General features: G+C 70.6%; 27 protein-coding genes. 13 read left to right on the plus strand and 14 right to left on the minus strand.

Going from position 1 to position 25,333, the window contains the following annotated elements; all coding sequences use genetic code 11:
- Window positions 1-27: 27 nt before the first annotated feature.
- Complete coding sequence (locus tag AB0230_RS13170; protein ID WP_366376172.1) at window positions 28-906, minus strand: alpha/beta hydrolase; 879 nt, start codon at window positions 904-906, stop codon at window positions 28-30.
- Window positions 907-1,171: 265 nt separating this feature from the next.
- Here AB0230_RS13170 and AB0230_RS13175 point away from each other — a divergent pair, with 265 nt between their 5' ends.
- A complete protein-coding gene (locus AB0230_RS13175; protein WP_366376174.1) occupies window positions 1,172-1,906 on the plus strand; it encodes an exonuclease domain-containing protein in 735 nt (244 codons plus the stop codon).
- Between the two features lie 236 nt (window positions 1,907-2,142).
- Here the strand turns inward: AB0230_RS13175 and AB0230_RS13180 are convergent, their stop codons facing one another.
- The 3 genes from AB0230_RS13180 to glgA all read right to left on the minus strand — a co-directional run bounded on the left by AB0230_RS13180 (window position 2,143) and on the right by glgA (window position 4,562).
- The gene (locus AB0230_RS13180) at window positions 2,143-2,394 is read right to left on the minus strand and encodes a type B 50S ribosomal protein L31 (RefSeq protein WP_055837630.1); all 252 of its coding nucleotides are present in this window, start codon (window positions 2,392-2,394) and stop codon (window positions 2,143-2,145) included.
- Between the two features lie 129 nt (window positions 2,395-2,523).
- Window positions 2,524-3,306, minus strand: a complete 783-nt coding sequence (locus AB0230_RS13185; RefSeq protein ID WP_315995836.1) for an ABC transporter ATP-binding protein — start codon at window positions 3,304-3,306, stop codon at window positions 2,524-2,526.
- Window positions 3,307-3,365: 59 nt separating this feature from the next.
- The gene (gene glgA, locus AB0230_RS13190) at window positions 3,366-4,562 is read right to left on the minus strand and encodes a glycogen synthase (RefSeq protein WP_363391343.1); all 1,197 of its coding nucleotides are present in this window, start codon (window positions 4,560-4,562) and stop codon (window positions 3,366-3,368) included.
- 76 nt (window positions 4,563-4,638) lie between these two features.
- Between glgA and glgC the strand changes: the two genes are divergently transcribed.
- Window positions 4,639-5,883, plus strand: a complete 1,245-nt coding sequence (glgC, locus tag AB0230_RS13195; protein WP_315995838.1) for a glucose-1-phosphate adenylyltransferase — start codon at window positions 4,639-4,641, stop codon at window positions 5,881-5,883.
- 61 nt (window positions 5,884-5,944) lie between these two features.
- Here glgC and AB0230_RS13200 read toward each other — a convergent pair whose 3' ends face one another.
- The gene (locus tag AB0230_RS13200; protein ID WP_315995839.1) at window positions 5,945-6,418 is read right to left on the minus strand and encodes an S-ribosylhomocysteine lyase; all 474 of its coding nucleotides are present in this window, start codon (window positions 6,416-6,418) and stop codon (window positions 5,945-5,947) included.
- A 129-nt stretch (window positions 6,419-6,547) separates the two neighbouring features.
- Here AB0230_RS13200 and serB point away from each other — a divergent pair, with 129 nt between their 5' ends.
- Complete coding sequence (serB, locus tag AB0230_RS13205) at window positions 6,548-7,189, plus strand: phosphoserine phosphatase SerB (RefSeq protein WP_366376177.1); 642 nt, start codon at window positions 6,548-6,550, stop codon at window positions 7,187-7,189.
- A gap of 114 nt (window positions 7,190-7,303) precedes the next feature.
- Window positions 7,304-7,981, plus strand: coding sequence for an alpha/beta hydrolase (locus AB0230_RS13210; protein WP_366376179.1), 678 nt, complete (start codon window positions 7,304-7,306; stop codon window positions 7,979-7,981).
- A 97-nt stretch (window positions 7,982-8,078) separates the two neighbouring features.
- On the opposite strand, the gene fabG is transcribed toward AB0230_RS13210, so the two are convergent.
- A complete protein-coding gene (gene fabG, locus AB0230_RS13215; protein WP_264630680.1) occupies window positions 8,079-8,789 on the minus strand; it encodes a 3-oxoacyl-ACP reductase FabG in 711 nt (236 codons plus the stop codon).
- A gap of 226 nt (window positions 8,790-9,015) precedes the next feature.
- On the opposite strand from fabG, the gene AB0230_RS13220 reads away from it, so the two are divergent.
- The 4 genes from AB0230_RS13220 to AB0230_RS13235 all read left to right on the plus strand — a co-directional run bounded on the left by AB0230_RS13220 (window position 9,016) and on the right by AB0230_RS13235 (window position 11,471).
- Entirely contained in the window at window positions 9,016-9,729 is a 714-nt protein-coding gene (locus AB0230_RS13220) for a DUF4190 domain-containing protein (RefSeq protein ID WP_366376181.1), read from the plus strand.
- Window positions 9,730-9,853: 124 nt separating this feature from the next.
- Window positions 9,854-10,228 (plus strand): DUF3099 domain-containing protein, encoded by a 375-nt coding sequence (locus tag AB0230_RS13225; RefSeq protein ID WP_366376183.1) that lies wholly within the window; start codon window positions 9,854-9,856, stop codon window positions 10,226-10,228.
- An 11-nt stretch (window positions 10,229-10,239) separates the two neighbouring features.
- Window positions 10,240-10,491 (plus strand): hypothetical protein, encoded by a 252-nt coding sequence (locus AB0230_RS13230; RefSeq protein ID WP_366376185.1) that lies wholly within the window; start codon window positions 10,240-10,242, stop codon window positions 10,489-10,491.
- Window positions 10,492-10,589: 98 nt separating this feature from the next.
- On the plus strand, window positions 10,590-11,471 hold the full coding sequence (locus tag AB0230_RS13235; RefSeq protein WP_366376240.1) for an SURF1 family protein: 882 nt from the start codon (window positions 10,590-10,592) through the stop codon (window positions 11,469-11,471).
- A 45-nt stretch (window positions 11,472-11,516) separates the two neighbouring features.
- Here the strand turns inward: AB0230_RS13235 and AB0230_RS13240 are convergent, their stop codons facing one another.
- Window positions 11,517-13,115 (minus strand): ABC-F family ATP-binding cassette domain-containing protein, encoded by a 1,599-nt coding sequence (locus AB0230_RS13240; protein WP_136585782.1) that lies wholly within the window; start codon window positions 13,113-13,115, stop codon window positions 11,517-11,519.
- Between the two features lie 269 nt (window positions 13,116-13,384).
- Here AB0230_RS13240 and AB0230_RS13245 point away from each other — a divergent pair, with 269 nt between their 5' ends.
- The 4 genes from AB0230_RS13245 to AB0230_RS13260 are packed head-to-tail and all read left to right on the plus strand — an operon-like array spanning window position 13,385 to window position 17,438.
- Window positions 13,385-14,416: an iron-siderophore ABC transporter substrate-binding protein gene (locus AB0230_RS13245; protein ID WP_366376187.1), complete on the plus strand. Its 1,032-nt coding sequence runs from the start codon at window positions 13,385-13,387 to the stop codon at window positions 14,414-14,416.
- A gap of 25 nt (window positions 14,417-14,441) precedes the next feature.
- A complete protein-coding gene (locus AB0230_RS13250; RefSeq protein WP_366376189.1) occupies window positions 14,442-15,488 on the plus strand; it encodes an iron ABC transporter permease in 1,047 nt (348 codons plus the stop codon).
- The gene (locus tag AB0230_RS13255; protein ID WP_315995846.1) at window positions 15,485-16,561 is read left to right on the plus strand and encodes an iron chelate uptake ABC transporter family permease subunit; all 1,077 of its coding nucleotides are present in this window, start codon (window positions 15,485-15,487) and stop codon (window positions 16,559-16,561) included. The genes AB0230_RS13250 and AB0230_RS13255 overlap by 4 nt, the downstream gene beginning before the upstream one ends.
- A 52-nt stretch (window positions 16,562-16,613) precedes the next feature.
- Window positions 16,614-17,438, plus strand: a complete 825-nt coding sequence (locus AB0230_RS13260; protein WP_315995847.1) for an ABC transporter ATP-binding protein — start codon at window positions 16,614-16,616, stop codon at window positions 17,436-17,438.
- Window positions 17,439-17,524: 86 nt separating this feature from the next.
- On the opposite strand, the gene AB0230_RS13265 is transcribed toward AB0230_RS13260, so the two are convergent.
- From AB0230_RS13265 to sufB, 7 genes are all read right to left on the minus strand, one after another.
- Complete coding sequence (locus AB0230_RS13265) at window positions 17,525-18,454, minus strand: siderophore-interacting protein (protein WP_363391318.1); 930 nt, start codon at window positions 18,452-18,454, stop codon at window positions 17,525-17,527.
- A 125-nt stretch (window positions 18,455-18,579) separates the two neighbouring features.
- Entirely contained in the window at window positions 18,580-19,743 is a 1,164-nt protein-coding gene (locus AB0230_RS13270; protein WP_363578964.1) for an aminotransferase class I/II-fold pyridoxal phosphate-dependent enzyme, read from the minus strand.
- Window positions 19,744-19,879: 136 nt separating this feature from the next.
- A complete protein-coding gene (locus AB0230_RS13275; RefSeq protein ID WP_013586729.1) occupies window positions 19,880-20,209 on the minus strand; it encodes a metal-sulfur cluster assembly factor in 330 nt (109 codons plus the stop codon).
- 9 nt (window positions 20,210-20,218) lie between these two features.
- Window positions 20,219-20,989, minus strand: a complete 771-nt coding sequence (sufC, locus tag AB0230_RS13280; RefSeq protein WP_058625386.1) for a Fe-S cluster assembly ATPase SufC — start codon at window positions 20,987-20,989, stop codon at window positions 20,219-20,221.
- Between the two features lie 39 nt (window positions 20,990-21,028).
- A complete protein-coding gene (locus AB0230_RS13285; protein WP_363391311.1) occupies window positions 21,029-21,358 on the minus strand; it encodes a non-heme iron oxygenase ferredoxin subunit in 330 nt (109 codons plus the stop codon).
- A complete protein-coding gene (gene sufD / locus AB0230_RS13290; RefSeq protein ID WP_363391308.1) occupies window positions 21,355-22,545 on the minus strand; it encodes a Fe-S cluster assembly protein SufD in 1,191 nt (396 codons plus the stop codon). The genes AB0230_RS13285 and sufD overlap by 4 nt, the downstream gene beginning before the upstream one ends.
- The gene (gene sufB / locus AB0230_RS13295; RefSeq protein ID WP_363391305.1) at window positions 22,546-23,964 is read right to left on the minus strand and encodes a Fe-S cluster assembly protein SufB; all 1,419 of its coding nucleotides are present in this window, start codon (window positions 23,962-23,964) and stop codon (window positions 22,546-22,548) included.
- 249 nt (window positions 23,965-24,213) lie between these two features.
- On the opposite strand from sufB, the gene AB0230_RS13300 reads away from it, so the two are divergent.
- Complete coding sequence (locus tag AB0230_RS13300; RefSeq protein ID WP_366376194.1) at window positions 24,214-25,200, plus strand: COX15/CtaA family protein; 987 nt, start codon at window positions 24,214-24,216, stop codon at window positions 25,198-25,200.
- The last annotated feature ends 133 nt before the right edge of the window (window positions 25,201-25,333 follow it).

The raw sequence follows: 25,333 nt of genomic DNA on the forward strand, positions 1-25,333 counted from the left end.
TGCGGTTCTGGCGCGGCAGAGCTCGCGTCACTCGTCGCCGAGGAACGTCCGGATCGAGGATGCCGCCGCCTGCGGCGTCTCGTAATGGATGAGGTGCCCGACCTCGGGGATCTCCACCAACTCCGCATCGGGGAAGAGGGTGGCGAGGTGCCGCTCGGCCTCGATCGGAGTGATGTCGTCCTTCTCGGCCGCGATCAGGAGCGTCGGCTGCGCGATGTGCGGCGCGAACTCGCGGACGTCGTGCGAGACGCTCGTCACGAACGCCTCGTGCAGCACGTCGCGGTCGGCGAAGCGGGAGAAGTACTCGTCGTGCTGCTCGTGCACGAAGCGCCGCAGCTCCGGGTCGCGCGTCTTGGCCATGGCGTTGCTCATCACCCGCACGATGAGACCGTTGCGCAGCAGCCCCTCGCCGAGAGCGCGCGGGAGCTTCGCTCCGGCGAGGTAGTAGAAGACGGCGAGTCGCGTGAGGATGCCGCGCGGCCCCTCCAGCGCGGGCGCGCCGATCGGGTTGACGAGGATGAGCCGGGGCGTCGCGAGCCCGCCGGCCACGGCGGCGGCCGACACGATCGACCCGAACGAGTGCCCGAGCACCACCGCGCCGGGCGCGACCGCCTCGACGAACGCCCGCAACCACTGCGCATACGTCTCGAGATCGTGCGCGCGACCCGCCAGCGGCGCCGTCTCACCGAAGCCGGGCAGGTCGGGTGAGATGACCCGGATGCCGCGCAGGTGCGCCACGACGGGGTCGAGTCCGTGATGCTCGCCGCGGAACCCGTGCACCGCGACGATCGTCGTCGAAGCGGCGTCGTCTCCGTAGACCCAGTAGGCCGTGGTGCCGCCGAGGACGGCGGTCTCGCGGCGCTCCACGGCGATCTCGGCGAGGCGCTCGGCGTAGGGATTCGGCATGGGTCGAGTCTACGAGGGGGTCCCGACACCGCCGGGCGCGATCCTCCCCCACCACGTCCCGGCACCGTCGGCCGCGATCCTTCCTGTCGCGCCTCGTCATCCGGGACGCGCGTCGACGCGAACGCCGCCCCGGCGCTTCCCGCCGCGCCCGGCGTTCAGGACGCGCGCCCGGCGCTCACGCCGCCGCCTGGCATCCGGGACCTCCTCCCCGCACCCTTCTGCGCGCCTCGCCGTCCATGTCGGAACCTCGTTCTACGGTGACCCCATGACCCTGTGGCAGGCCGAGCCGCTCCCCCTCTTCCAGACGCCCGAGTGGGCGCGCCTGATCGGCGTGTTCGATCTCGAGACCACCGGCGTGGACGTCGAGAGAGATCGCATCGTGACCGCCCACGTGGGCGTGCTCGACGTCGACGGCAACGTCATCGACGCCCGCGACTGGCTCGCCGACCCGGGCATCGAGATCCCCGCCGGAGCCGCGGCCATCCACGGCATCACCACGGAGCGGGCTCGCGCCGATGGAGCCCCCGCCCCGCGCGTGGTGGCCGAGGTCGTCGAAGCCCTCGCCGCGCTGTTCGCCGCCGGCATCCCGGTGGTGGCCTACAACGCTCCGTACGACTTCTCGCTGCTCAAGAACGAAGCCGTTCGCCACGGCGTCGCGCCGATCCACGCGCCCTCACCCGTGATCGACCCCCTCGTGGTCGACAAGACCTACGACAGGTACCGTCGCGGCAAGCGCACCCTGTCGGTCGTCGCCGAGCACTACGCCGTCCCGCTCGAATCCGCTCACGAAGCCTGCGCCGACGCGGTCGCCGCCGGGCGCCTGGCACTGGCTCTCGCCGAGAAGTTCGGACCGTGGATGCCGCAGACCCTCGACGAGCTGCACACCCGCCAGATCGCGTGGGCCCGCGCGCAGGCCGCGAGCCTGACCGAGTACTTCGTGAAGATCGGCCGCCTGGATGCCGCCGCTCCGCCGCTCGACGGGGCGTGGCCGATCCGCTGAGAAGCGAGGTCGCGCCGCGGGATTCCGAACCCCTCCTGCCCGCGAAGGGATGGCGTGAGTGAGGGCGACCGCGCCCCGGTGACGACGTCCCCCATCCTCAGCACCGACCCGCCGAAGCCCCTCCTGCCCGCGAAGCGCGGGTGAGGGCGACCGCGCCCCGGTCACCTCCGGCTCCGGGAAAGACGAAAGCCCCCCGTCCTGAAGGACGAGGGGCTTCGACGCGGAACCGCTGCGGATCAACGACCGCCGAAGTTCTTGAAGCGCTGGTTGAACTTCTCGACGCGACCGGCCGAGTCCATGATGCGCTGCTTGCCCGTGTAGAACGGGTGCGAGGCCGACGAGATCTCCACGTCGATGACGGGGTACTCCACGCCGTCGAGCTCGATCGTCTTGTCGCTCGAGACGGTCGAACGGGTGAGGAAGGTGTCGCCCGAACCGAGGTCGCGGAACACGACGGCCTTGTACGTGGGGTGGATGTCAGTCTGCATGGGAGGTCCTTTGAGAAGTGGTGCCCTGGATTCTGCCAGGACGTCAAAGTCTGCGGCGCCGGAGGCACCAACGGAAGAGTCTACCAGGCCCGAGCCGAAGCCGACGCCGAGAGGCCCCGCCGCCCGGGATTACACCGCGCGAGCGGCGTACCGACCGGCGTCGTGCGTGAGGGTGATGTCGAGACCGAACGTCGCCGAGAGGTTCTCGGCCGTGAGGGCCTCTTCGAGGGGTCCGGATGCGACGACCTCGCCGTCGCGCAGCAGCAGCACGTGCGTGAACCCGATGGGGATCTCCTCGACGTGGTGCGTGACCATGACCATCGCGGGTGTCGTCGGCGCCTGCGCGTAGCCCGACAGCAGGCTCAGCAGCTCTTCGCGCGCCCCCAGGTCGAGGCTCGCGGTCGGCTCGTCGAGCAGCAGCAGCTCCGGATCGGTCATGACGGCGCGGGCGATCTGCACGCGCTTCTGCTCGCCGTCGCTGAGCGTTCCGAAGGTGCGGTCGGCGAGGTGGTCGAGCTTCCACTCGGCCAGCACGCGCAGCGCGCGTCGCTCGTCGATGTCGTCGTAGTCCTCGCGCCAGCGCCCGACGACCGAGAAGGCCGCGGTCAGCACGACGTCGAGCACGGTCTCCTCCGGCGGCACGCGTCGCGCCATCGCCGACGAGGCGAAGCCGATGCGCGGACGCAACTCGAAGACGTCGGTCCGCCCGAGTCGCTCGCCGAGGATGGTCACGGCCCCCGACGTGGGGTGCAGCAACGTGTCGGCGAGCTGCAGAACGGTGGTCTTGCCGGCGCCGTTCGGCCCGAGCACGACCCAGCGCTCGTCATCCGACACCGTCCAGTCGAGGTGGGACACGATGTCCCGCGCGTTCCGGCGGACGACGACGTCGGAGAACTCGAGCACCTGAGGCATGCAGCTAGCCTAACGGGCGCGACGACACCACCCGGATGCCACACGGCCGACGTGCAGAGCTACCGCGACGCCCCCGCGACCTCGGCGTACAGCGCCGCGGTCTCCTGCGCGATCGCGCCCCAGCTGAAGGCGTCGACGGCGCGCTGGCGCCCCGCCTCGCCGAACGCGCGGGCGGTCTCGGCATCCGCCACGACCTCCGTGAGCACGCGGGCGAGGTCGTCGACGAAGCGGTCGGGGTCGACGGGCGTGCCGGTGCCGTCCTGCACCTGGTCGATCGGCACGAGACGACCGGTCACGCCGTCGACGACGACCTCGGGGATGCCGCCGGTCGCGGTGCCCACCACGGCCGCTCCGCACGCCATCGCCTCGAGGTTCACGATGCCGAGCGGCTCGTACACCGAGGGGCACACGAACGTCGTCGCCGCGGTGAGGATGGCGCACAGCTCGTCGCGTGGAAGCAGACGCTCGATCCACACCACGCCGTCGCGGGTCGCCTGCAGGCCGCGCACGAGCTCCTGCACCTCGGCCATGATCTGCGGGGTGTCGGGGGCGCCCGCGCACAGGATCACCTGCACGTCCGGCGGCAGTTGCTCGACCGCGCGCAGCAGGTACGGCAGACCCTTCTGCCGTGTGATGCGCCCGACGAAGACGACGGAGGGACGCGACGGATCGATCCCGACCGATTCCAGGAACGCGTCGTTCGTCACCGGATGCCACGCCTCGGTGTCGATGCCGTTGTAGATGACCCGCACCTTGGCGGGATCGAGCGACGGGTAGCTGCGCAGGATGTCGTCGCGCATCCCCGAACTCACCGCGACGACCGCCGCGGCCCCCTCGTACGCCGTCTTCTCGATGTAGCTCGACACGGCGTAGCCGCCGCCGAGCTGCTCGGCCTTCCAGGGCCGCAACGGCTCGAGGCTGTGGGCGGTCACGACGTGCGGGATCCCGTGGAGGAGGGATGCCAGGTGCCCGGCGAAGTTCGCGTACCAGGTGTGCGAGTGCACGACGTCGGCGCCGGCGACGTCGGTGACGATCTCGAGGTCGGTGCCGAGGGTCTGGATCGCGCCGTTCGCGGAGGCGAGCTCGGCGGGGACGCCGTAGGACGTCGTGTCGGCCGCGTCGCGCTCCGCGCCGAACGCGCGGACCTGCACCTCGGTGCCCTCGGCGCGCAGCGCCTTGACCAGCTCCGTGGCGTGGACCCCGGCTCCCCCGTAGATCTCCGGCGGGTACTCCTTGGTCACGATGTCGACGCGCATGAGACGAACCGTAGTACAGCGGAAGGCACGCCGACGACGTGTTCCGGCATCCTGTTCCGCCCCCTAGTGTGGTGCCATGCCTGCAGCGCCGAAGGTCTTCGGAATCATCCTCGCCGGCGGCGAGGGAAAGCGACTCATGCCCCTGACGGCGGATCGCGCCAAACCCGCCGTCCCCTTCGGCGGCCAGTACCGCCTCATCGACTTCGCCATCTCGAACCTCATCAATTCGGGCCTGCGCCAGCTCGTCGTGCTCACGCAGTACAAGTCGCACAGCCTCGACCGCCACATCTCTCAGACGTGGCGCATGTCGCCCATGCTCGGCGCGTACGTGGCATCCGTCCCCGCCCAGCAGCGCCTCGGCAAGCGGTGGTTCTCGGGCTCCGCCGACGCGATCCTGCAGTCGATGAACCTCATCCGCGACGAGAAGCCCGACATCGTCGTCGTCATCGGCGCCGACCACGTGTACCGCATGGACTTCAAGCAGATGCTCGACGCCCACATCGCTTCGGATGCGCGCGCGACGGTCGCCGGCATCCGTCAGCCGATCTCGCTCGCGAACCAGTTCGGCGTTATCGACACCGATCCGAGCGACCCCACGAAGATCCGCGCGTTCCTCGAGAAGCCGCAGAACCCCGAGGGGCTGGCCGACTCGCCGCACGAGGTGCTCGCCTCGATGGGCAACTACATCTTCGACGCCGACGCGCTCGTCGAAGCCGTCACCCACGACGGCGAGCTGCCGACCTCGGCCCACGACATGGGCGGCGACATCGTTCCGTACTTCGTCAACCGCGGCGAGGCGGCCGTGTACGACTTCCAGCGCAACGACGTGCCCGGGTCCACCCCGCGCGATCAGTCGTACTGGCGCGACGTGGGCACGATCGAGTCGTTCTACGACGCGCACATGGACCTGATCTCGACCCTGCCCATCTTCAACCTCTACAACACCGACTGGCCGATCTACTCGCAGACCTTCAACGCCCCGCCGGCGAAGTTCGTGCGCGACTCGGTCGGACGCATCGGCAACGCGATCGACTCGATCGTGTCGCTCGGCTCGGTGCTGTCGGGAACCCACCTCGAACGCAGCGTGGTCGGCCCGTGGGCGCTCGCCGGCGGAGGCTCGACGATCACCGACTCGGTGCTCTTCGACAGCGTGCAGGTCGGCGCGGGCGCTCGCATCCATCGCGCGATCCTCGACAAGAACGTCGTTCTCGAGCCGGGGGCGACCATCGGCGTCGACCGCGAACGCGACCTCGCCCGAGGGTTCACGGTGACCGAGACGGGGATCACCGTCGTCGGCAAGGACGTGCACGTCCACGCCTGACCCGCGCAACGAGAGAGGGCGGTGACCACCACGGTCGCCGCCCTCTCTCGTTGCGGGTCTCTCAGACGCCGACGCGCGCGAACGCGTCGCGCGAGATGCCCTTCTCGAGCACGGCCTTCGACCACTCGCGCGCACTGTGGAGGCTGTGGTCGCGGTAGTTGCCGCAGCTGAAGGCGTCGGTCCCGGGGACGTCGTCCCACGTGACGTCGTCGGCGATCGCCCGCAGCGAGTCGGTGATGGCGCTCGCCAGCGCCTCCACGTCGGGCTCGCCCCACATGATCACGTGGAAGCCGGTGCGGCAGCCGAAGGGCGAGATGTCGATGAGACCGTCGATGCGGTCGCGGACGAGGCTCGCGAGCAGGTGCTCGATGGTGTGCAGGCCGCCGGTCGGGATCTCCTGCTCGTTGGGCTGCACGAGACGCAGATCGAAGTTGCTGATGACGTCGCCGCGGGGGCCCGACTCCGTGCCGATCAGGCGGACGTAGGGCGCCAGCACGGCGGTGTGGTCCAGGGTGAAGCTTTCGACGTCGGCCATGGGAGGTCCCTTCTCAGGAGGCGGCGGAAGCTTCCAGCCTACGGCCGCCGTCCGTGGCCGGACCCGACCGTGACGCCGTGCGACAGCCGGCGCCCCCGGGCCGCTACGCCACGCGCTAGGGTCGAGCGCGTGACTTCGACCGCTCGCTTCCTCGTCGTGCTGGATGCCGATTCGACCCTCATCCGCAACGAGGTCATCGAACTCCTCGCCGACGAGGCGGGTCGTGGCGACGAGGTCGCCGCCGCCACCGAAGCGGCCATGCGCGGCGAGGTGGACTTCGCCACGAGCCTCCGCTCCCGTGTGAAGGCGCTCGCGGGCGTGTCGACCGACGCGTTCGCCCGGGCGGTCGCCCGCATCGAACCGACCCCGGGTGTGCACGACCTCATCGCCGCCGTGCACGAGCGAGGTGGCGTGGTCGGTGTGGTCTCGGGCGGCTTCCACGAGGTGCTCGACACCGTCGCCCCCGGCCTGGGCGTCGACGTCTGGCGCGCGAACCGTCTCGTCGCAGCCGACGGTGCGCTCACCGGCGAGGTCGACGGCGAGATCGTGGATGCCACCGCCAAGGCCGAGACGCTCCGCCGCTGGGCCGACGAGCACGGCGTCCCCCTGCGACTGACGTTCGCGATCGGCGACGGCGCGAACGACCTGGAGATGATGAAGGTCGCGGGCCTCGGTCTCGCCTTCAACGCCAAGCCCGCCGTGCGCGAGCGCGCCGACCTCGTCGTGGGCGACGTCGACCTGGCGCAGGTCATCGCCGTCCTCCCCCGCTGAGCGCAACGGCATCCGAGGGGCATCCCCCGCACCGCGGGCCGCGAGACGTCGTGCCGTGACCCCGCGCCGACGCCGCCCCTGGCCGACGTCGGAGGGGCGTCCTACGCTGCCGTCATGGACGTCATCCTCGTACCCGGTCTCTGGCTCGATGCGTCGTCGTGGGATGCGGTGCTGCCCGCGCTCCGCCGCGCGGGCCACCGCCCGCTTCCCCTCACCCTGCCCGGTCCGGCCGTCGGCGACCTCGTCGTCGACGACTGGGTCGACGCGGTGGTCTCCGAGATCGACCGGCTCGACGCCCCGGTGGTCCTCGTCGGCCACTCCGGCGGCGGCAACGTCGTGTGGGGAGCCGCCGATCGTCGCCCCGAGCGCGTCCGACGGATCGTGCTCGTCGACAGCGTCGTCCCGCCACCGGGCGCGATGATCTCGGAGTTCCCGATCGAAGACGGCGTCGTCCCCTTCCCGGGGTGGGAGTTCTTCGACGACGACGACGTCTCCGACCTCGACGACGACACCCGCCGCCGCACGGCCGCGCAGGTGGTCGACGTGCCCGGGCGCGTGCCGAGTTCGTCCCTGACCCTCACCGACGAGCGTCGCTACGACATCCCCGTCACGGTGCTCTCCGGCCGCCTCGACGCCGAGACGCTTCCGCGCATGCTCGCCGACTGGGACGCCTTCGCGCGGGAGTTCGCCCGCGTACGCGACACCGAGGTGATCCACCTCGACTCCGGCCACTGGCCGCAGTTCTCGCAGCCCGAACGATTCGCACAGCGCCTCGCCGCCGCCGTGCGGTGAGCACGGTCACGCAGCACCTCACCGCCGTGCGGTGAGCACGGTCGCGCTGCGCCCCTCAGGGACGCCGCGCGAGGGGCATCCGGCTGGGTGCGGACGGTCAGTGCCCCATGCCCAGGCCGCCGTCGACCGGGATGACGGCGCCCGAGATGTAGGCCGCATCGTCCCCGGCCAGCCAGGTGACGACGCCCGCGACCTCGTCGGGCGAGGCGAACCGACCCGCGGGGATGTTCTTCTTGTACTCCGCCTGCGTGTCGGCGGGCAGCTCCGCCGTCATGTCGGTCTCGATGAAGCCGGGAGCGACGACGTTCGCCGTGATCCCGCGGCCGCCGAGCTCGCGGGTGAGCGAGCGGGCGAAGCCGACGAGCGCGCTCTTCGACGCGGCGTAGTTGATCTGCCCGGCCGAGCCGTAGAGCCCCACGACGCTGGAGATCAGGATGACGCGGCCCCAGCGCGCCTTCAGCATGCCCTTCGACGCGCGCTTGACGACGCGGAACGCCCCACCGAGGTTGGTGGAGACGACGCTGTCGAAATCGTCCTCGCTCATGCGCAGCAGCAGCGTGTCCTTGGTGACGCCGGCGTTCGCCACGACCACCGCGATCGGACCGAGCTCGGCCTCGACCTGCGAGAAGGCGGCGTCGACGGCTGCCGCGTCCGTCACGTCGGCGCGCACGGTCAACGTCCCCTCGGGGCCCTCGCCCGAGCGGGCGGTGACGGCGACCTTCCACCCCTCGGCGACGAAGCGTTCGGCGATGGCGCGACCGATCCCCCGGTTCCCTCCGGTGACGACGACGACGCGGTCCTGAGACATGGCGGAACTCCTGGGCTTGCGAGAGACGGAACCGCCTCAGCCTATCGACAGCGCCCTGCCGACAACGTCGCGCGTCGACCGCGCGCCCTCTCCCCGACAGCCGCGTCCCCCGACCGCGCCGTGTTGCCGGCGGCGCCGCGCCGTCGTGGTGCCGGGAGCGTCGCGGGGTTTGACACGGGCCGAGCGCCGCTGAAACGCTGGATGGAGCACGACGAAAGGGATCACCGTGAGCGACGACCGCACCCCCGCCCCGAACCAGCCCGAGCAGGCGACGGGGACCGGCACGCCCGTTCCCGACCCGTCGGGATCGCCCTACGCGCCGCGCGACGACGCGTCGGACCGCGACGCGACCCCGCGCACGGATGCGGATGAGAGCCGTACCGACGTGGACACCCCGGCACACGACACGGCTTCGGCGTACGGCGAGTCCGCCCCGGCCGCCTCGTACGACACCCCCGACGCCGCCGCCCCCGCGTACGGTGCGGCACCCTCCGGCACTCCCGCGTACCCCGCTGCCGCCTCCGGCGAGCCCGCCACCCCGCCCTACGACACCACCGGCACCGCGAGCTCCACGTACGGCGCCCCCGCCTACGGCGCTCCCGCGTACGGCGCCCCGGCCTACGGCGGGTCGGCGTACGGAACGGCCTCGTACGGGTACGGCACCGCGCCCACCCGCACGAACCCCCTCGCAATCGTGTCCCTCGTGGCATCCCTCGTCGGGATCTTCGTCATCCCCGTCATCGGGCAGATCGTGGGCATCGTCACCGGGCACATCTCGCTCAAGCAGATCAAGGCGTCGGGCGAGCGCGGACGCGGCATGGGCCTCGCGGGTCTGCTGATCGGCTACATCAGCCTCGGGCTCGGAGCGCTGATCGTCATCGGCTTCGTCATCCTGGTCGCGGTCACCGCCGGGTCGTCCGGCTCGCGCTACGGCGTCTGACCGCTCGCGTCCGTGTTCGGCGCGATGGATCCTCCGACGTTCCGCCTTCGCTTGCCATGACATCGAGAAGACCATCGCTCGAACGCGCCGACCCCCGTCCGCGCGGGCGTACCCTGAGACCACTGTGAAGACCAACCGCGCCGCCCAGTCAGCGACGTCGCTCCCCAAGGCTCCCCGGGAGGACGCCGACAGCCGTTTCGCCAAATACATGGTGATGATGGGGATCCGCATCGCGTGCTTCATCGCGATGGCCGTCGTCACGCCCTACGGCTGGTACACCTTCGTCTTCGCGGCGGGCGCCATCTTCCTCCCCTACCTCGCGGTCATCGTCGCCAACGTCGGTCAGGACGCGGCCGACACCACCGCGATCAGCCCCGAGCGCGCGATCGAGGCGCCCCGCCCCGCACCCGCTCCTGCCGCAGCCGCGCCCGACGGCCCCGTCGTCATCCGCATCGCCGAGACCCCGCGCCTCGGCGGGCCCCGCGACGAACGCCCGTGAGCGACGCGCCCGTGAGCGACGCGCCTGACGGCGACGCTCCCCTCGCCGACGCGCCCCTCGGCGACGCGGCCGCCGAGTGCTCCCGGGCCGGATGCCGCGACACCGCCAGGTGGGCGATCCGGTGGCGCAATCCGCGGATCCACAGTGCCGACCGCCGCAAGATCTGGGTCGCGTGCGACGAGCACGTCGCCTACCTGCGGGAGTTCCTCACCGCGCGCGACTTCCCCGTCGAGGTCGCTGCGCTCGCGGCCGAATCGGTCTGAGCGCCCGTGCGACGTACGCTGGATGACGTGGCTGCACGACCCGGAGTGAGCGCGCGGGACGCGCGCGAGGACGGAGCGTCCGCGTGAGCGCCCGCGAGATGCCCGCCTTCGCCCGCTGGGCGATGTACGTCGGCGTCGCGATCGTCTTCGCCATCGCGTGCGCCTTCCTCTCGAACTGGCAGTTCTCCCGCAACGCGGAGCGCAGCGAGCAGCTGCAGCTCGTCGCCGACAACTACGACGCGCCCGCCGTCGCCCTCGGCGACCTCCTCGCCCCCGGTGCCGACCTCACCCCGTCCGACGAGTGGCGCCCCGTGCGCTTGGAGGGGCAGTACCTCGCCGACGAGCAGCTCCTGGTCCGCAACCGCGCGCACGGGGGCTCGGCCGCCTACGAGCAGCTCGTCCCCTTCCGTCTGACCGACGGACGCGTCTTCCTCGTCGACCGCGGCTGGCTCCCTCCCGGCAATCGCCAGGCCGATCCCGACGAGATCCCCGCCCCGCCGTCCGGGAACGTGGTCGTGGAAGTGCGCCTTCGCCCCGGCGAGGCGGCACCGACGTCGGGCCGCACCGCGGAGGCCGGTCAGGTGCCGACGATCAACCTCGGGCTCGTCGCCGCGCAGACGGGACCACTCGAGCAGGGCGCGTACGGCCTTCTCATGTCGGAGTCCCCCGCCCCGGCCACGGCCCCCCTGCCCATCGATCCGCCGAGCAACGATCCGGGACCCTACCTGTCGTACGCGATCCAGTGGATCCTCTTCGCCGTCATGGGCTTCGGCTTCATCACGTACGTCATCATCAACGAGCGCAAGCTCCGCCGGGAGGAAGCCGACGACGACGAGCTTCCCGAGAGTGTCCCCGCAGTGGCGACCTCGGCGGCGACGCCCGATCGACGCCGCGTCGACCCGGTGGCCCTCCACCGCTCGCGCAAGCGCCCGAAGGACCGCGACGCCGACGACGAGGACGCCCTGCTCGACGCCCGTTGACCGCGAGCGGATGCCGCAGGTCACGGCATCCGGGATCGACTCCTCTCAGGCGAGCGTGATGAGGTCCGCGTAGTCGCGGCCCCAGATGTCTTCCACGCCGTCGGGCAGGATGAGCACGCGCTCCGGGTTGAGCGCTTCGACGGCACCCTCGTCGTGCGAGACGAGAACGACGGCGCCCTCGTAGTGCGCGAGAGCGCCGAGGATCTCCTCGCGCGAGGCGGGGTCGAGGTTGTTGGTGGGCTCGTCGAGCAGCAGCATGTTCGCCGACGAGACGACGAGCGTCGCGAGCGAGAGACGCGTCTTCTCGCCGCCCGAGAGGACGCCCGCGGGCTTCAGCACGTCGTCGCCGACGAACAGGAACGACCCCAGCACCTTGCGCGCCTCGGTCGCCGTGATGTGCGGCGCCGACGACATCATGTTCTCGAGCACCGAGCGGTTGACGTCGAGGTTCTCGTGCTCCTGCGCGTAGTAGCCGATCTTCAGGCCGTGGCCGGGCTCGAGCTGCCCGGTGTCGGGCTGGTCGACGCCCGCGAGGATGCGCAGAAGTGTCGTCTTTCCCGCACCGTTGAGTCCCAGGATGACGACGCGCGAGCCGCGGTCGATCGCGAGGTCGACGTCGGTGAAGATCTCCAGCGACCCGTACGACTTCGACAGGCCTGAGGCCATGAGCGGCGTCTTGCCGCACGGCGCGGGCTTGGGGAAGCGGAGCTTGGCGACCCGTTCGTCCTGGCGCACGTCGTCGAGGCCCGACAGCATCTTCTCGGCGCGCGCGACCATCTGGTGCGCGGCCGCGGCCTTCGAGGCCTTCGCGCCGAACCGGGCAGCCTGCAGCTGCAGCGCCGTGGCCTTCTTCTCGACGTTGGCGCGCTCCTTCTTGCGGCGCTCCTCGTCGGCCACCCGCTGGCGCAGGTAGTTCTTCCAGTTCATGTTGTAGACGTCGATGACCTGGCGGTTGGCGTCGAGGTAGAACACGCGGTTCACGGTCTCGCCGACGAGTTCGACGTCGTGCGAGATGACGATGAGGCCGCCCTTGTACCCCTTGAGGAACTCGCGCAGCCACACGACGCTGTCGGCGTCGAGGTGGTTGGTCGGCTCGTCGAGGATCATCGTCTGCGCGTCCGAGAACAGGATGCGCGCGAGCTCGATGCGGCGCCGCTGACCACCCGAGAGGGTCTTCAGCGGCTGGTCGAGGATGCGGTCGGGGAGCGAGAGGTTGTGGGCGATGGATGCCGCTTCGGCCTCCGCCGCGTACCCGCCGGCGGCCTCGAACTGCTCGGTGAGGCGCGCGTACTTCTTCATCGCCTTGGCGGCCACCGCGGCATCGTCGTCGCCCATCGCCATCGAGGCCTCGTGCATGCCGAGAGCGAGCGAGCCGAGACCGCGCGCGTCGAGGATGCGCGTGCGCGCGAGCATCTCGGGGTCGCCCGAGCGCGGGTCCTGCGGGAGATAGCCCAGCTCACCCGAGCGGTCGACGCCACCGTTCGAGGGCAGCAGATCGCCGGCGAGCACCTTGGTGAGGGTGGTCTTGCCGGCACCGTTGCGCCCGACGAGGCCGATCTTGTCGCCGTCGGAGACGCGGAACGCCACGTCGGACATGAGCACGCGGGCGCCCACGCGGATCTCGAGGTCGTGCACGGCGAGCACAGCGAACGTCCGTTCAGTCGGGGAAGGGTGAGTGGCCGAGAGAGGCCAGCCACCCAGTATACGGCGCACCTCGTGCGAGCCCGCCGACAACGCTGCTCCTCCGCGGTCTTCGCGAGCGGATCACCGACGCCGAGGGTCGTCGAACGCCCCGGATGCCGTTGTCTCGGCGTCGAGACGACGGCCCGGGCGATCGGCATCCGGGTTTGCAATCTCACCCGACGCCTGACCTAAACTAAGCCTATCCTTACCTAACACGCAGGAGGCTCTTCGTGTCCCGATTCCGCGCTCTGGCGGCCCTCGCCGTCGGTTCCGCCCTCGTCCTCACCGGCTGCGCCGGTACCTCCGCCGCCCCGGGCGAGGAGCAAGCCGCGTCCGGGGATGCCGGATTCCCCGTCACGATCGAGAACGTCTTCGGCGAAACCACGATCGACGCCAAGCCCGAGCGCGTCGTCACCGTCGACTGGGGTAACCAGGACGTCGCCCTGGCCCTCGGGGTCGTCCCGGTCGCGATGCCCAAGATCATCTACGGCGACGAGGACGGCGACGGACTCCTCCCCTGGACGAAGGACAAGCTGGCCGAGCTCGGCGCGGAGACGCCCGTTCTCATGGACGAGTCGAACGGCTACGACTACGAGGCCATCGCCGACGCCCAGCCCGACGTCATCCTGGCCGCCTACTCGGGTATGACGCAGGAGCAGTACGACACGCTGAGCAAGATCGCACCGGTGGTCACCTATCAGGGTGTCGCCTGGGGCACGACCTGGCAGGAGATGACGGCCCTCGACGGCACCGCGCTCGGACTGAAGGACGAGGCCGACGCGCTCGTCGCCGAGAAGGAGCAGCACATCAGCACCCAGGCGGCGAAGTTCCCCGCCCTCGCGGGCAAGAAGTCGCTGCTGACGTACTTCGACCCGACGAACCTGTCGACGCTCGGCTTCTACAGCACGCTCGACCCGCGCATGGGATACCTGCAGGAGCTCGGCCTCGCTCCCTCGTCGTACGTGTCCGAGGAGTCCTCCGCGTCGGAGACGTTCTGGTTCACGCCCAGCACCGAACAGATCGAGAAGTTCTCCGACGTCGACCTGATGGTCGCGTACGGCAGCGACGACATGATCGCGGCGATGCAGGCCGACCCGCTGCTGTCGAAGGTGCCCGCCGTGCAGAACGGCGCGATCGCCGTGATCGAGAGCGGATCGACCCTGTCGTCGGCCATCACCCCGACCCCGCTCAACATCGGCACCACCTACGGCGACGACTACATCGCACTGGTGGGCGCGGCCGCCGAGAAGGCCGCGTCCTGATGCAGGTCCTCCGTCCGTCGGCGCGATGACCGCTCTCGCTCCGACCGTCACCGCCCCCGGCGGCGCACCCGTGCGTCACTGGGGGCGGCGACGCGTCGTCGGTGTCACCGCTCTCGTCGTGCTCCTCGTCGTCGCGGTGATCCTGTCCGTCACCTTCGGCGCGCGCGACGTCACGGCCGCCGACGTCTGGGCCGGCCTCGGCGGCTCCACCGACACCGCCTCCAGCGCGGCTGTCGCCAAGCGCATCCCGCGCACCGTCCTCGCGATCCTCGTCGGCGCCGCCCTCGCCGTGTCGGGCACCGTCCTGCAGGGCGCCACCCGCAACCCCCTCGCCGATCCGCAGATCCTCGGGATCAACGGCGGCGCGGGGCTCGCCATCGTCACGGGCATCGCCTTCTTCGGCCTGAGCTCGCCCTCGATGTACATCTGGATCGGCATGCTCGGAGCCGGTGCCGCCGCCGTCCTCGTCTACGCGATCGGTTCACTCGGACGCGGAGGCGCCACGCCCCTGCGCCTGGCACTCGCCGGCGCGGTCACCGCCGTGGCGTTCAGCTCGCTCACGAGTGCGATCCTGCTTCCGCGCACCGATGTGCTGAACGTGTTCCGGTTCTGGCAGATCGGCGGCGTCGGGGGCGCGACCTTCGAGACCATCGGCCAGGTCGCGCCGTTCCTTCTCGTCGGGTTCCTCGTCTGCCTGGGCTCCGCCCCCGCCCTCAACACCCTCGCGCTGGGCGACGAGCTCGCCACCGGCCTCGGAGCCCGCGTGCGCACCGCCCGCCTCATCGCCACCGGCGGCGCCGTCGTCCTGTGCGGCGCCGCGACCGCGGTGGCCGGCCCCATCGGTTTCGTCGGGCTCGTCGTCCCGCACATGCTCCGCCTCATCGTCGGCGTCGACCACCGATGGCTGCTCCCCGTCTCGGCGCTGGGCGGGGCGACCCTGCTCACCCTCGCCGACGTGGTCGGACGCGTCGTCGCCCGCCCCGAGGAGATCGAGGTCGGCATCGTCACCGCGCTCGTCGGCGCCCCGTTCTTCATCGCCCTCGTCCGCCGACAGAAGATGAGGGCCCTGTGAGCGCGTCCCTGACCCACCCCGGTGCTCTGCCGCCCGCCGCGCCCGACACCCTGGCATCCGTCTCGTCCGGTCGACGTCGTCGCCGCCGCCGCTGGGCGGCCGTCACCGGCACGCTCGCCGCTCTCGTCGTCGTGGCGTTCGTGCTCAGCCTCATGCTCGGGCAGACCTTCTACTCCCCGGCGGAGGTCTGGGGCGTCCTGACCGGCCAGCGCGTCGCGGGAGCCTCATTCACCGTCGGCGAGCTGCGCCTTCCGCGCGCGATGACCGGACTGCTGACCGGCCTGTGCTTCGGCATGGGCGGCGTCGTGTTCCAGACGATGCTGCGCAACGCGCTCGCGAGTCCCGACGTCATCGGCATCAACACCGGCGCCAGCGCCGCCGCGGTGATCGGCATCGTCGTGCTGGGCCTCGGCGAGACGGCGGTGTCGTTCCTGGCCATGGCCGCGGCTCTCGCGGCCGCGCTGATCATCTACCTCCTCGCCTACCGCGACGGCAGCTCGGGGGCGCGCCTCATCCTCATCGGCATCGGCGTGGCCGCCATGTGCCAGGCCGTGGTCTCGTACGTCATCGCGCGCGCCGCTCAATACGATCTCCCCGCCGCGATGCGCTGGATCACCGGCAATCTGAACGACGCCACCTGGGACCGCGCCCTGCCGGTGCTCTTCGCGGTCGTCGTGCTCGGCCCGGTGCTGGTCATCCTCTCCGGGCGCCTCGAGATCCTGCGCATGGGCGACGACACCGCCGCGGCGATCGGGCTCCCCGTCGAGCGCAGCCGCCTGCTGTTGATCGTCGCCGCCGTCGGGCTCCTCGCCTTCGGAACGGCGGCGGCAGGCCCCATCGCGTTCGTGTCGTTCCTGGCCGGTCCCATCGCGGTGCGCCTGCTCGGTCCGGTGGGCTCACCGATCGTGCCCGCGGGTCTCGTCGGCGCCCTGCTGGTGCTCGTCGCCGACTTCGCCGCGCAGTACGCCTTCGGCACCCGCCTTCCGGTCGGCGTCATCACCGGCGTGCTCGGCGCGCCGTACCTCATCTTCCTGCTCGTCCGCAGCAGCCGATCCGAAGGAACGTCGCTATGACTCTCCCTGGACAGCCGGTCCCTCCCCTCTCCCGCGTGGAAGGAACGTCACGATGACCGTCGAGCGCAGCCTGACCGCCGAGGGCGTCACCCTCGGATACGGAGACCGCACGATCGTCGACGCGCTCGACCTCTCCCTCCCGCCGGGAAAGGTGACGGCCATCGTCGGCGCCAACGCGTGCGGCAAGTCGACGCTGCTGAAGGCCATGGCCCGTCTGCTCTCCCCGACCACCGGTCAGGTGCTGCTGGACGGGAAGGCGATCCATCGGATGCCGACGAAGCAGGTCGCGCGCGTGCTGGGGCTGCTCCCCCAGTCACCGGTCGCTCCCGACGGCATCGCGGTGTCCGACCTCGTCAGTCGCGGTCGCCACCCGCACCAGGGCGCGCTGTCCCGCTGGACGCGCGCCGACGACGACGCCGTCGCGCGCGCGCTCGACGCCACCGACACCGCTCACCTCGCCGACCGGCACGTCGATCAGCTCAGCGGCGGACAGCGTCAACGCGTGTGGATCGCGATGGCCCTCGCGCAGGAGACCGATGTCCTGCTGCTGGACGAACCGACGACCTTCCTCGACATCAGCCACCAGATCGACGTGCTCGACCTGCTCACCGACCTCAACCGCGAACGCGGGACCACCGTCGCGATGGTGCTGCACGACCTCAACCTCGCCGCGCGGTACGCCGACCACCTCGTCGCGATGGCGGAGGGGCGTATCGTCGCCGCGGGCGACCCGGCCGAGGTGCTCACCGAAGCCACCGTGCAGGAGGTCTTCGGGCTGCGCAGTCGCGTCGTCCCCGATCCCCTCACGGGCCGCCCGATGATCGTGCCGATCGGGCGCCACCACACCCTGCACGAGACCGCGACGCCCTCGCGCTGACGTGACATGACGGGACGCGGACGCGGGTTCGCGCACGCAAAAGGGCCCGGACGGCATCCCCGTGCGGGCCCTTTCGTGCGGGTCGCCTAGGCGGTCCGCTCGACCTGGCCCTCGCGCCAGTACCCCATGAACGCCACGCGCTTGCGATCGACGCCGTGCCCCTGGACGAGCAACCGTCGCAGGGTCTTCACCGTCTGCGACTCCCCCGCGATCCACGCGTAGAACTCCCCTTCGCCGTCTGCCGGGCTGTCCCACAGCAGGTCGACGTCGAGGTCGATGTCTTCGAGCTCCTGCGGGCGCGGCGCGGCGGCGCGCTCCAGCACCGCCCGGGAACCCGCGGCCCACGCCTCGACCGCCTCGATCAAGGCCTCGCCGTGCGGGCGGTCGTCGCGGGCGAGCCAGGTGACGGGCAGGGCGCCCGGGCCGACGGAGAGCGCGTCGTCGATCGTCGGCACCTCCACGAAGGCGTCGACGACGAAGCCGGGACCGAGTCCCTCGAGAATCGCGCAGATCGCCGGCGCCGCCGTTTCGTCACCCGCGAGCAGCAGACGCTGCGCCGTCCCCGGGTGGAAGTCGATGCCCTGCGCGGAATCGTCGCTGCGCGCATCGGGACCGACGACCAGGATGCTGTCACCCGCCATCGCCGACTCCGCCCAGGCACCGGCGGGGCCGGCGTCGTGGTGCAGCACGAAGTCGATGTCGAGCTCGAGCGCCGCGGGATCGATGCGCCGCACGGTGTAGGTGCGGAACGGCATCCGCTCGTCCTCCGGCAGGTCGCGCCACCGCGTGTACCACTCGCCGTTGTCGATGGCCTCGGGGTCGTGTTGCCCGATGTCGCAGAGGCGACCGTCGGCGCCGGGGAGGACGATCTTCACGCGCTGGTCGCGCCGATCGATGCCGAAGACCTCGAAATCCGGAGAGGTGAAGGTGATGCGGGCGAAGTGGGGCGACAGGCGGCGGGCGGACTTCACCACGGCGACGTACGGACGGTAAGCGGGGCGCGTGGCGGTCTTCACCCGATAAGGATATCCTTACCTATCCTCGGATGCCAGGCGCGCTGCCCCGGAAACCTCGCCGGTGGACGACCACTGCGCGACGCGGCGCCCCGGGGCGGGGCCCGCGTGCACGACGCCCGCCGACGTCAGGGCCGCGGCACCAGCGCCCCGACGCGTTCGATCGCTTCGCGCAGCACCTCCGGCGCGCACCCGACGTTGATGCGCACGTGGCCGATCCCCTCCGTGCCGAACAGCGGGCCGTGGTGCAACGCGACCTTGGCCTCGCGGCGGAGGAAGGGCGCGGGATTGTCGCCCCACCCGTAGGCCGACACGTCGACCCACGCGAGGAAGCCGGCCTCGGGAACACGGTAGCGGGCCAGCGGGAGGTGCTCGGCGAGCAGGTCGGCGAGCAGTCGTCGGTTCTCGTCGAGAGCCGCCAGCAGGGAGTCGAGCCAGGGGTCGCTCTCCGCCGCGAACGCCGCCCGGTTGGCGATCACGCCGAACAGACCCGCGCGCCATTCGACCTCCCACGGCAGCGCGCGCACGACCTGCGCGGTCTCCTCCGCCCCGGTGACGATGACCGCGCACTTGAGCCCGGCGAGGTTGTAGGTCTTGCTCGCGCTCGTCACCGCATACCCGACCGCGGCGGCCTCCGGCCCGGCATCCAGGAACGGGGTGAACGCCGCCGGCGCGTGCGTCAGCGGCGCGTGGATCTCGTCGCTGACGACGCTCGCGCCGTACCGCTGGGCGAGCCGTGCGAGCGCGGCCAAGCTGTCGCGCGTGTGCACCGTGCCCGTGGGATTGTGCGGGTTGCACAGCAGCACCGCGCGGGCCCCGGATGCCAGAGCGTCCTCGATCCCGCCGAGGTCGAGGCTCCATCGCTCCCCGTCGTCGACGAGGGGGACGCGCTCCACGACGGCCCCGGCCTCCTCGACCGTGTCGTAGAACGGCGGGTACACCGGCGGCGTCACGACGACGCGGTCGCCCGGCGACGTCACCGCGCGGAGCACCTCGACCACGCCCATCATCACGTCCCCCGTCCAGCGCACGCGTGCCGGATCGATCGTCCAGCCCCACCGCCGGTGGGCGTAGGCGGCGAAATCGAGATCGATGCCGGGGCGGGGCGGCGTGTACCCGGTGTCGCCGATCTCGACCGCACGCTGCAGCGCCGCGGTGATCGCGGGGGCGAGCGGGAAGTCGGTCTCGGCGACGAACATGGGGATGACGTCGTCGCCGTACGAGCGCCACTTCGTGCTGGAGCGCTGACGGAGGAGGTCCAGGGGCAGGGCCTGCAGGGGGGTGACGCTCATGCGAAAAGCCTAACGACGGCCCCGAGGGCCCGCAGCGCGCGCGTCAGACGACGACACACGGCGCAGGCCGGCAACGACCAAGGGCCGCGACGACGAACGCCCACCCCCGAAGGGATGGGCGTTCGAGAGTCGGGTCTCAGATCGCGAAACCGAGGGCGCGCATCATGTCGCGGCCGTCGTCGGTGATCCGCTCGGGGCCCCACGGCGGCATCCACACCCAGTTGATGCGGAAGCGGTCCACCACGTTGTCGAGGGCCTGAGCCGTCTGCTCTTCGAGCACGTCGGTCAGGGGGCACCCGGCCGAGGTGAGGGTCATGTGGATGACGAGCGCGTCGTTCTCGTCGTCCCACGCGAGGTCGTAGATGAGGCCGAGGTCGACGACGTTGATCCCCAGTTCGGGGTCCATGACGTCTTTCAGGGCCTCGGTGACCTCGTCGTACTTCTCGGGAGCGAGGGTTGCGGTCATGTAACGATCTTACGCGTCGATCGGCGTACCGGCCTCGAGGAAGCGGTCGTAGCCCTCTTCCTCGAGTCGGTCGGCGAGCTCGGGGCCGCCCTCTTCGACGATGCGGCCCTTGACCACCACGTGCACGAAGTCGGGACGGATGTAGCGCAGGATGCGCGTGTAGTGCGTGATGAGCAGCACACCGAGGTCGGTCTGCTCCTTCGCGCGGTTCACGCCCTCCGACACGATCTTCAGCGCGTCGACGTCGAGGCCCGAGTCGGTCTCGTCGAGCACCGCGATCTTCGGCTTGAGCAGCTCGAGCTGGAGGATCTCGTGGCGCTTCTTCTCGCCGCCGGAGAAGCCCTCGTTGACGTTGCGCGAGGCGAACTTCGCGTCCATGCGCAGGTTCTCCATGGCGCCCTTGACGTCCTTGGTCCAGCTGCGGATCGCCGGCGCCTCGCCGTCGATGGCCGTCTTGGCCGTGCGCAGGAAGTTGGTGACCGTGACGCCGGGGATCTCGACGGGGTACTGCATCGCCAGGAAGAGACCGGCGCGAGCGCGCTCGTCGACGCTCATCTCGAGCACGTCCTCACCGTCGAGCGTGATCGAGCCGCTCGTGACGGTGTACTTGGGGTGACCGGCGATCGTGTACGCCAGGGTCGACTTGCCGGAGCCGTTGGGGCCCATGATGGCGTGGGTCTCACCGGTGCGCATGGTCAGCGTCACGCCGTTGAGGATCGGGGTCGTACCGTTCTCCGTCTCGACCGTCACGTGGAGGTCGCGGATCTCGAGGACAGACATGGTGTTCCTTACTCGTAAAGTCTCTGGTGTCGGCGCGGCTCAGGCCGTCGCCTTGGTGACGGACGGATCGATGAGCACGTCGTCTCCGTCGATCACGACCTCGTACACGGGAACCGGCTCGTAGGCCGGGAGGTTCAGCGGACGGCCGGTCTTCAGCGAGAACGCCGAGCCGTGAGCCCAGCACTCCAGCGTCTCGCCCTCGACGAAACCGTCGGACAGCGAGATGTCGCCGTGCGTGCAGACGTCTCCGATCGCGTGCACGTCGCCGTTGCCGTCGAGCACGACGGCCATCGCGACGCCGTCGATCTCGACGCGACGCGCCTCGTCCTGCACGAGATCACTCAGGGCGCAGACGCGCGACGCGCTCACGCGGCGGTCCCCTCGGCCAGCTCGTGCTCGATCGCCTCGATGAGCTCGGTCTCGAGCTCGGGGATGCCGATGCGCTGCACGATCTCGCTGAGGAAGCCGAGCACGACCAGGCGGCGCGCCTCGTCCTCGGCGATGCCGCGGGCCTGCAGGTAGAACAGCTGCTCGTCGTCGAAACGACCCGTGGCGCTGGCGTGGCCGGCGCCCTGGATGTCGCCCGTCTCGATCTCGAGGTTCGGGATCGAATCCGCGCGCGCGCCGTCGGTGAGCACGAGGTTGCGGTTGGCTTCGTAGGAGTCGGTGCCCGTGGCATCCGGTCCGATCAGCACGTCGCCGATCCAGACGCTCCGGGCGCTCTCCCCCTGCAACGCGCCCTTGTAGAGCACGTCGCCGACGGTGTGCGGGCCCTTGTGGTGCAGGTACACCTGCGACTCGAGGTGCTGACCGGCGTCGGAGAACGACAGGCCGTACAGACGCCCCTCGGCGCCGGGGCCCGAGAGCTCGACCGAGGGGTTCACGCGCACGACGCCGCCGCCGAAGCTCACCACGACGTGCGTGAGCTTGGCGTCGCGGTCGACGCGCGCCTGGTGGGATGCCGCGTGCACCGCGTCGTCGTCCCACCGCTGCACCGAGACGACGGTGAGGTCGGCTCCGTCGCGCACGATGATCTCGACGTTCTGCGCGTGGGTCGCGGTGCCCTCGTGTCGCAGCACGACGGTGCCGCGCGAGTTCGGCTGCGCCTCGATGACGACATGAGCGTGCGCGAGGCCGCCGGTGCCGGTCAGACGCACCACGACGGGCTCATCGAGCTCGACGTTCGCGGGGATCCGCAGCAGAGGCGCCTCGGCCTCGTGCGTCCACGCGAGGGCGGCAGGGAGGTCCTCCGGGCGGAAGTGCTCGCCGCGCGGGGCGTCGCCCGCGGCGAGGCGCAGCTGCTCGACCGCGGCCGGCGCCTCGACGTCGACGGTGATGACGCCGGTCGGACCGGCCTCGTCGACGAAGAGCGGCGCGAGCCGGTCGATCGGGCTGAGCTTCCAGTTGACCTCGCGGCCCGTGGGGGTGCCGAAGTCGGCCGGGTCGAACGAGGTCTTCCGCTCCGAGCGCGTCTGCACCGGGACGACGGATGCCACGAGGGCTGCCGGGTCGATGTGACCCTCGGCGGCTGCGGGAGTTTCGGTCGCAGTCGTCACTTAACCAACACTGCCTTCCATGCCCATCTCGATGAGCTTGTTGAGTTCGAGCGCGTACTCCATCGGGAGCTCGCGGGCGATGGGCTCGATGAACCCGCGCACGATCATCGCCATGGCCTCGTCTTCGGGGAGGCCGCGCGACTGCAGGTAGAACAGCTGCTCCTCGCTGACCTTCGAGACGGTCGCCTCGTGGCCGAGCTGCACGTCGTCGACGCGGATGTCGATCGCGGGGTAGGTGTCGCTGCGCGAGATCGTGTCGACGAGCAGCGCATCGCAGCGCACGGTGTTGGCGGAGTGGTGCGCATTGGCATCCACTCGCACCTCACCGCGGTAACCGGCGCGACCGCCACCACGGGCGATGGACTTCGACACGATCGACGACTGCGTGTACGGCGCCATGTGGATCATCTTCGCGCCGGCGTCCTGGTGCTGACCGGGACCGGCGAAGGCGACCGACAGGGTCTCGCCCTTGGCGTGCTCGCCCATGAGGTAGATGGAGGGGTACTTCATCGTCACCTTGGAGCCGATGTTGCCGTCGACCCATTCCATGGTCGCGCCCTCGTGGGCGACGGCGCGCTTGGTGACGAGGTTGTAGACGTTGTTCGACCAGTTCTGGATCGTCGTGTAGCGCACGCGGGCGTTCTTCTTCACGATGATCTCGACCACGGCCGAGTGCAGCGAGTCGCTCTTGTAGATCGGGGCGGTGCAGCCCTCGATGTAGTGGACGTAGCTGTCCTCGTCGGCGATGATCAGCGTCCGCTCGAACTGACCCATGTTCTCGGTGTTGATGCGGAAGTACGCCTGCAGCGGGATCTCGACGTGCACGCCCTTGGGGACGTAGACGAACGAGCCGCCCGACCACACGGCGGTGTTCAGCGCCGCGAACTTGTTGTCGCCGGCGGGGATGACCGTGCCGAAGTACTCCTCGAAGAACTCGGGGTGCTCACGCAGCGCCGTGTCGGTGTCCATGAAGATGACACCCTGCTGCTCGAGGTCCTCGCGGATCTGGTGGTACACCACCTCGGACTCGTACTGCGCGGCGACGCCGGCGACGAGGCGCTGACGCTCGGCCTCGGGGATGCCGAGCTTCTCGTACGTGTTGCGGATCTCCTCCGGGAGGTCCTCCCACGACTGCGCCTGCTTCTCGGTCGAGCGCACGAAGTACTTGATGTTGTCGAAGTCGATGTCGCTGAGGTCGGCGCCCCAGGTCGGCATGGGCTTCTTGCCGAAGAGCTGGAACCCCTTCAGACGGGTCTTCAGCATCCACTCCGGCTCGGACTTCAGCGAGGAGATGCCGCGCACGACGTCCTCGTTGATGCCGCGCTGCGCGACGGCGCCCGCGGCGTCGGTGTCGTGCCAGCCGAACTCGTATTGCCCCAGGCTCTCGAGCTCTGGTCGGTCGATGAGGACATCGGACATGGTGATCACTCTCCTTCTCGGGCCTCAACGGTGTCATCCGCCCCGACATTCCGGACTCCGGTCGAAGTCCCAGGTTCGTCGCTGGTGGGCCCGCTCGAAGGCGCTGGCTGCGCGCCTAGACTGTCTGTTGTGCGGATCGCGTGAGCGCTGCACACGGACCCTTCGATTCTACAGGCAACACCCGCTCCCGGCATGGCAGTCCCGCTCTCCCGAACGCCGGGACGGCCCCGACGCCAGGAAGCCGTACGCATGCCCTCCGCCCCGTCCTCCCCCTCCCCGTCCCGCGTCCCCGCGGTCCTGCGGCGCCTCGGCGCGTGGCTGCCCACGCGGGTCGACCGCCGGGTGAAGGTGTTCGCGTGGTTGTCGTTCATCGCCGAGGTGCTCATCATCGGCACCGGCGGGGCCGTGCGTCTGACGGGATCGGGCCTGGGCTGCCCCACGTGGCCGCGCTGCACCCCCGACTCGCTCGTGAACACCCCCGAGATGGGCATCCACGGCATCATCGAGTTCGGCAATCGCACACTCACCGGCCTGGTCGGCATCCTCGCCCTCGCCGTGGTCGTGCTCGTGTGGCGCATGCGTCACGAGCGCCGCGTCCTGTTCGTGCTGTCGCTGATCGTCCTCGGCGGAATCATCGCGCAGGCGGTCGTGGGCGGTATCACGGTGCTCACGGGCCTGAACCCCTTCATCGTCGGCTTCCACTACGTCGCCTCGGTGGTGCTCGTGGCCGTGTGCGCCGCCTTCCTGGTGCGCATGTACCAGCCGGCCGGGCCCCGCACGCTGTCGGTGCCCCGCTGGTTCGCCGGGCTCGTGCACGCGACCACCGGCGTGCTGGCGCTGACCATCGGCTTCGGGGTGCTGACCACCGGTGCGGGTCCCCACTCCGGCGACGAGGCCTCGGTGCGCAACGGCTTCGACGCGCAGGTGCTGGAGCACGTGCACGCCTGGCCCGGATACGCCCTGTTCGCCCTCACGCTCGTCGTCGTCGTCGCCGCCTGGCGCCTCCGTCTGCCCGTCCGACGCTGGGCGACCGCACTGCTGGCGGTCGAACTCGTGCAGATCGCGGTGGGCCTCTACCAGGCGCGCAACGGCCTCCCCGAGATCGCCGTCGGCACGCACATGGTGCTCGCGGCCCTCGCGGCGGCGACCATGACGGTCGTCGTGCTGCGGCTGAAGACCCCGGTCGTCGCCGCCTCGGCCGAGAGCGGTCGCGCCACCGCCGACGCCCGCGCCTGACGCCCCGCTCCCCCTTATACGCTCATAGGGCATTCATCGGCGACCCCTAGGCCCCGCCAGGACCGGTGAGAGAACCTTGACGTTCCGGGTTCAGCCCGGGCATTCCCGATGCCACCGCGTCGGGGAACGCCAG

This window comes from Microbacterium sp. NPDC089190, assembly GCF_040701795.1.
GTDB lineage: Bacteria > Actinomycetota > Actinomycetes > Actinomycetales > Microbacteriaceae > Microbacterium > Microbacterium galbum.

Excerpts from the sequence above, each read along its gene's own strand:
- AB0230_RS13170 (WP_366376172.1), bottom strand. The coding sequence starts at position 906 with ATGCCGAATCCCTACGCCGAGCGCCTCGCCGAGATCGCCGTGGAGCGC.
- AB0230_RS13175 (WP_366376174.1), top strand. The coding sequence starts at position 1,172 with ATGACCCTGTGGCAGGCCGAGCCGCTCCCCCTCTTCCAGACGCCCGAG.
- AB0230_RS13180 (WP_055837630.1), bottom strand. The coding sequence starts at position 2,394 with ATGCAGACTGACATCCACCCCACGTACAAGGCCGTCGTGTTCCGCGAC.
- AB0230_RS13185 (WP_315995836.1), bottom strand. The coding sequence starts at position 3,306 with ATGCCTCAGGTGCTCGAGTTCTCCGACGTCGTCGTCCGCCGGAACGCG.
- glgA (WP_363391343.1), bottom strand. The coding sequence starts at position 4,562 with ATGCGCGTCGACATCGTGACCAAGGAGTACCCGCCGGAGATCTACGGG.
- glgC (WP_315995838.1), top strand. The coding sequence starts at position 4,639 with ATGCCTGCAGCGCCGAAGGTCTTCGGAATCATCCTCGCCGGCGGCGAG.
- AB0230_RS13200 (WP_315995839.1), bottom strand. The coding sequence starts at position 6,418 with ATGGCCGACGTCGAAAGCTTCACCCTGGACCACACCGCCGTGCTGGCG.
- AB0230_RS13210 (WP_366376179.1), top strand. The coding sequence starts at position 7,304 with ATGGACGTCATCCTCGTACCCGGTCTCTGGCTCGATGCGTCGTCGTGG.
- fabG (WP_264630680.1), bottom strand. The coding sequence starts at position 8,789 with ATGTCTCAGGACCGCGTCGTCGTCGTCACCGGAGGGAACCGGGGGATC.
- AB0230_RS13235 (WP_366376240.1), top strand. The coding sequence starts at position 10,590 with ATGCCCGCCTTCGCCCGCTGGGCGATGTACGTCGGCGTCGCGATCGTC.
- AB0230_RS13250 (WP_366376189.1), top strand. The coding sequence starts at position 14,442 with ATGACCGCTCTCGCTCCGACCGTCACCGCCCCCGGCGGCGCACCCGTG.
- AB0230_RS13260 (WP_315995847.1), top strand. The coding sequence starts at position 16,614 with ATGACCGTCGAGCGCAGCCTGACCGCCGAGGGCGTCACCCTCGGATAC.
- AB0230_RS13270 (WP_363578964.1), bottom strand. The coding sequence starts at position 19,743 with ATGAGCGTCACCCCCCTGCAGGCCCTGCCCCTGGACCTCCTCCGTCAG.
- AB0230_RS13275 (WP_013586729.1), bottom strand. The coding sequence starts at position 20,209 with ATGACCGCAACCCTCGCTCCCGAGAAGTACGACGAGGTCACCGAGGCC.
- sufC (WP_058625386.1), bottom strand. The coding sequence starts at position 20,989 with ATGTCTGTCCTCGAGATCCGCGACCTCCACGTGACGGTCGAGACGGAG.
- sufB (WP_363391305.1), bottom strand. The coding sequence starts at position 23,964 with ATGTCCGATGTCCTCATCGACCGACCAGAGCTCGAGAGCCTGGGGCAA.
- AB0230_RS13300 (WP_366376194.1), top strand. The coding sequence starts at position 24,214 with ATGCCCTCCGCCCCGTCCTCCCCCTCCCCGTCCCGCGTCCCCGCGGTC.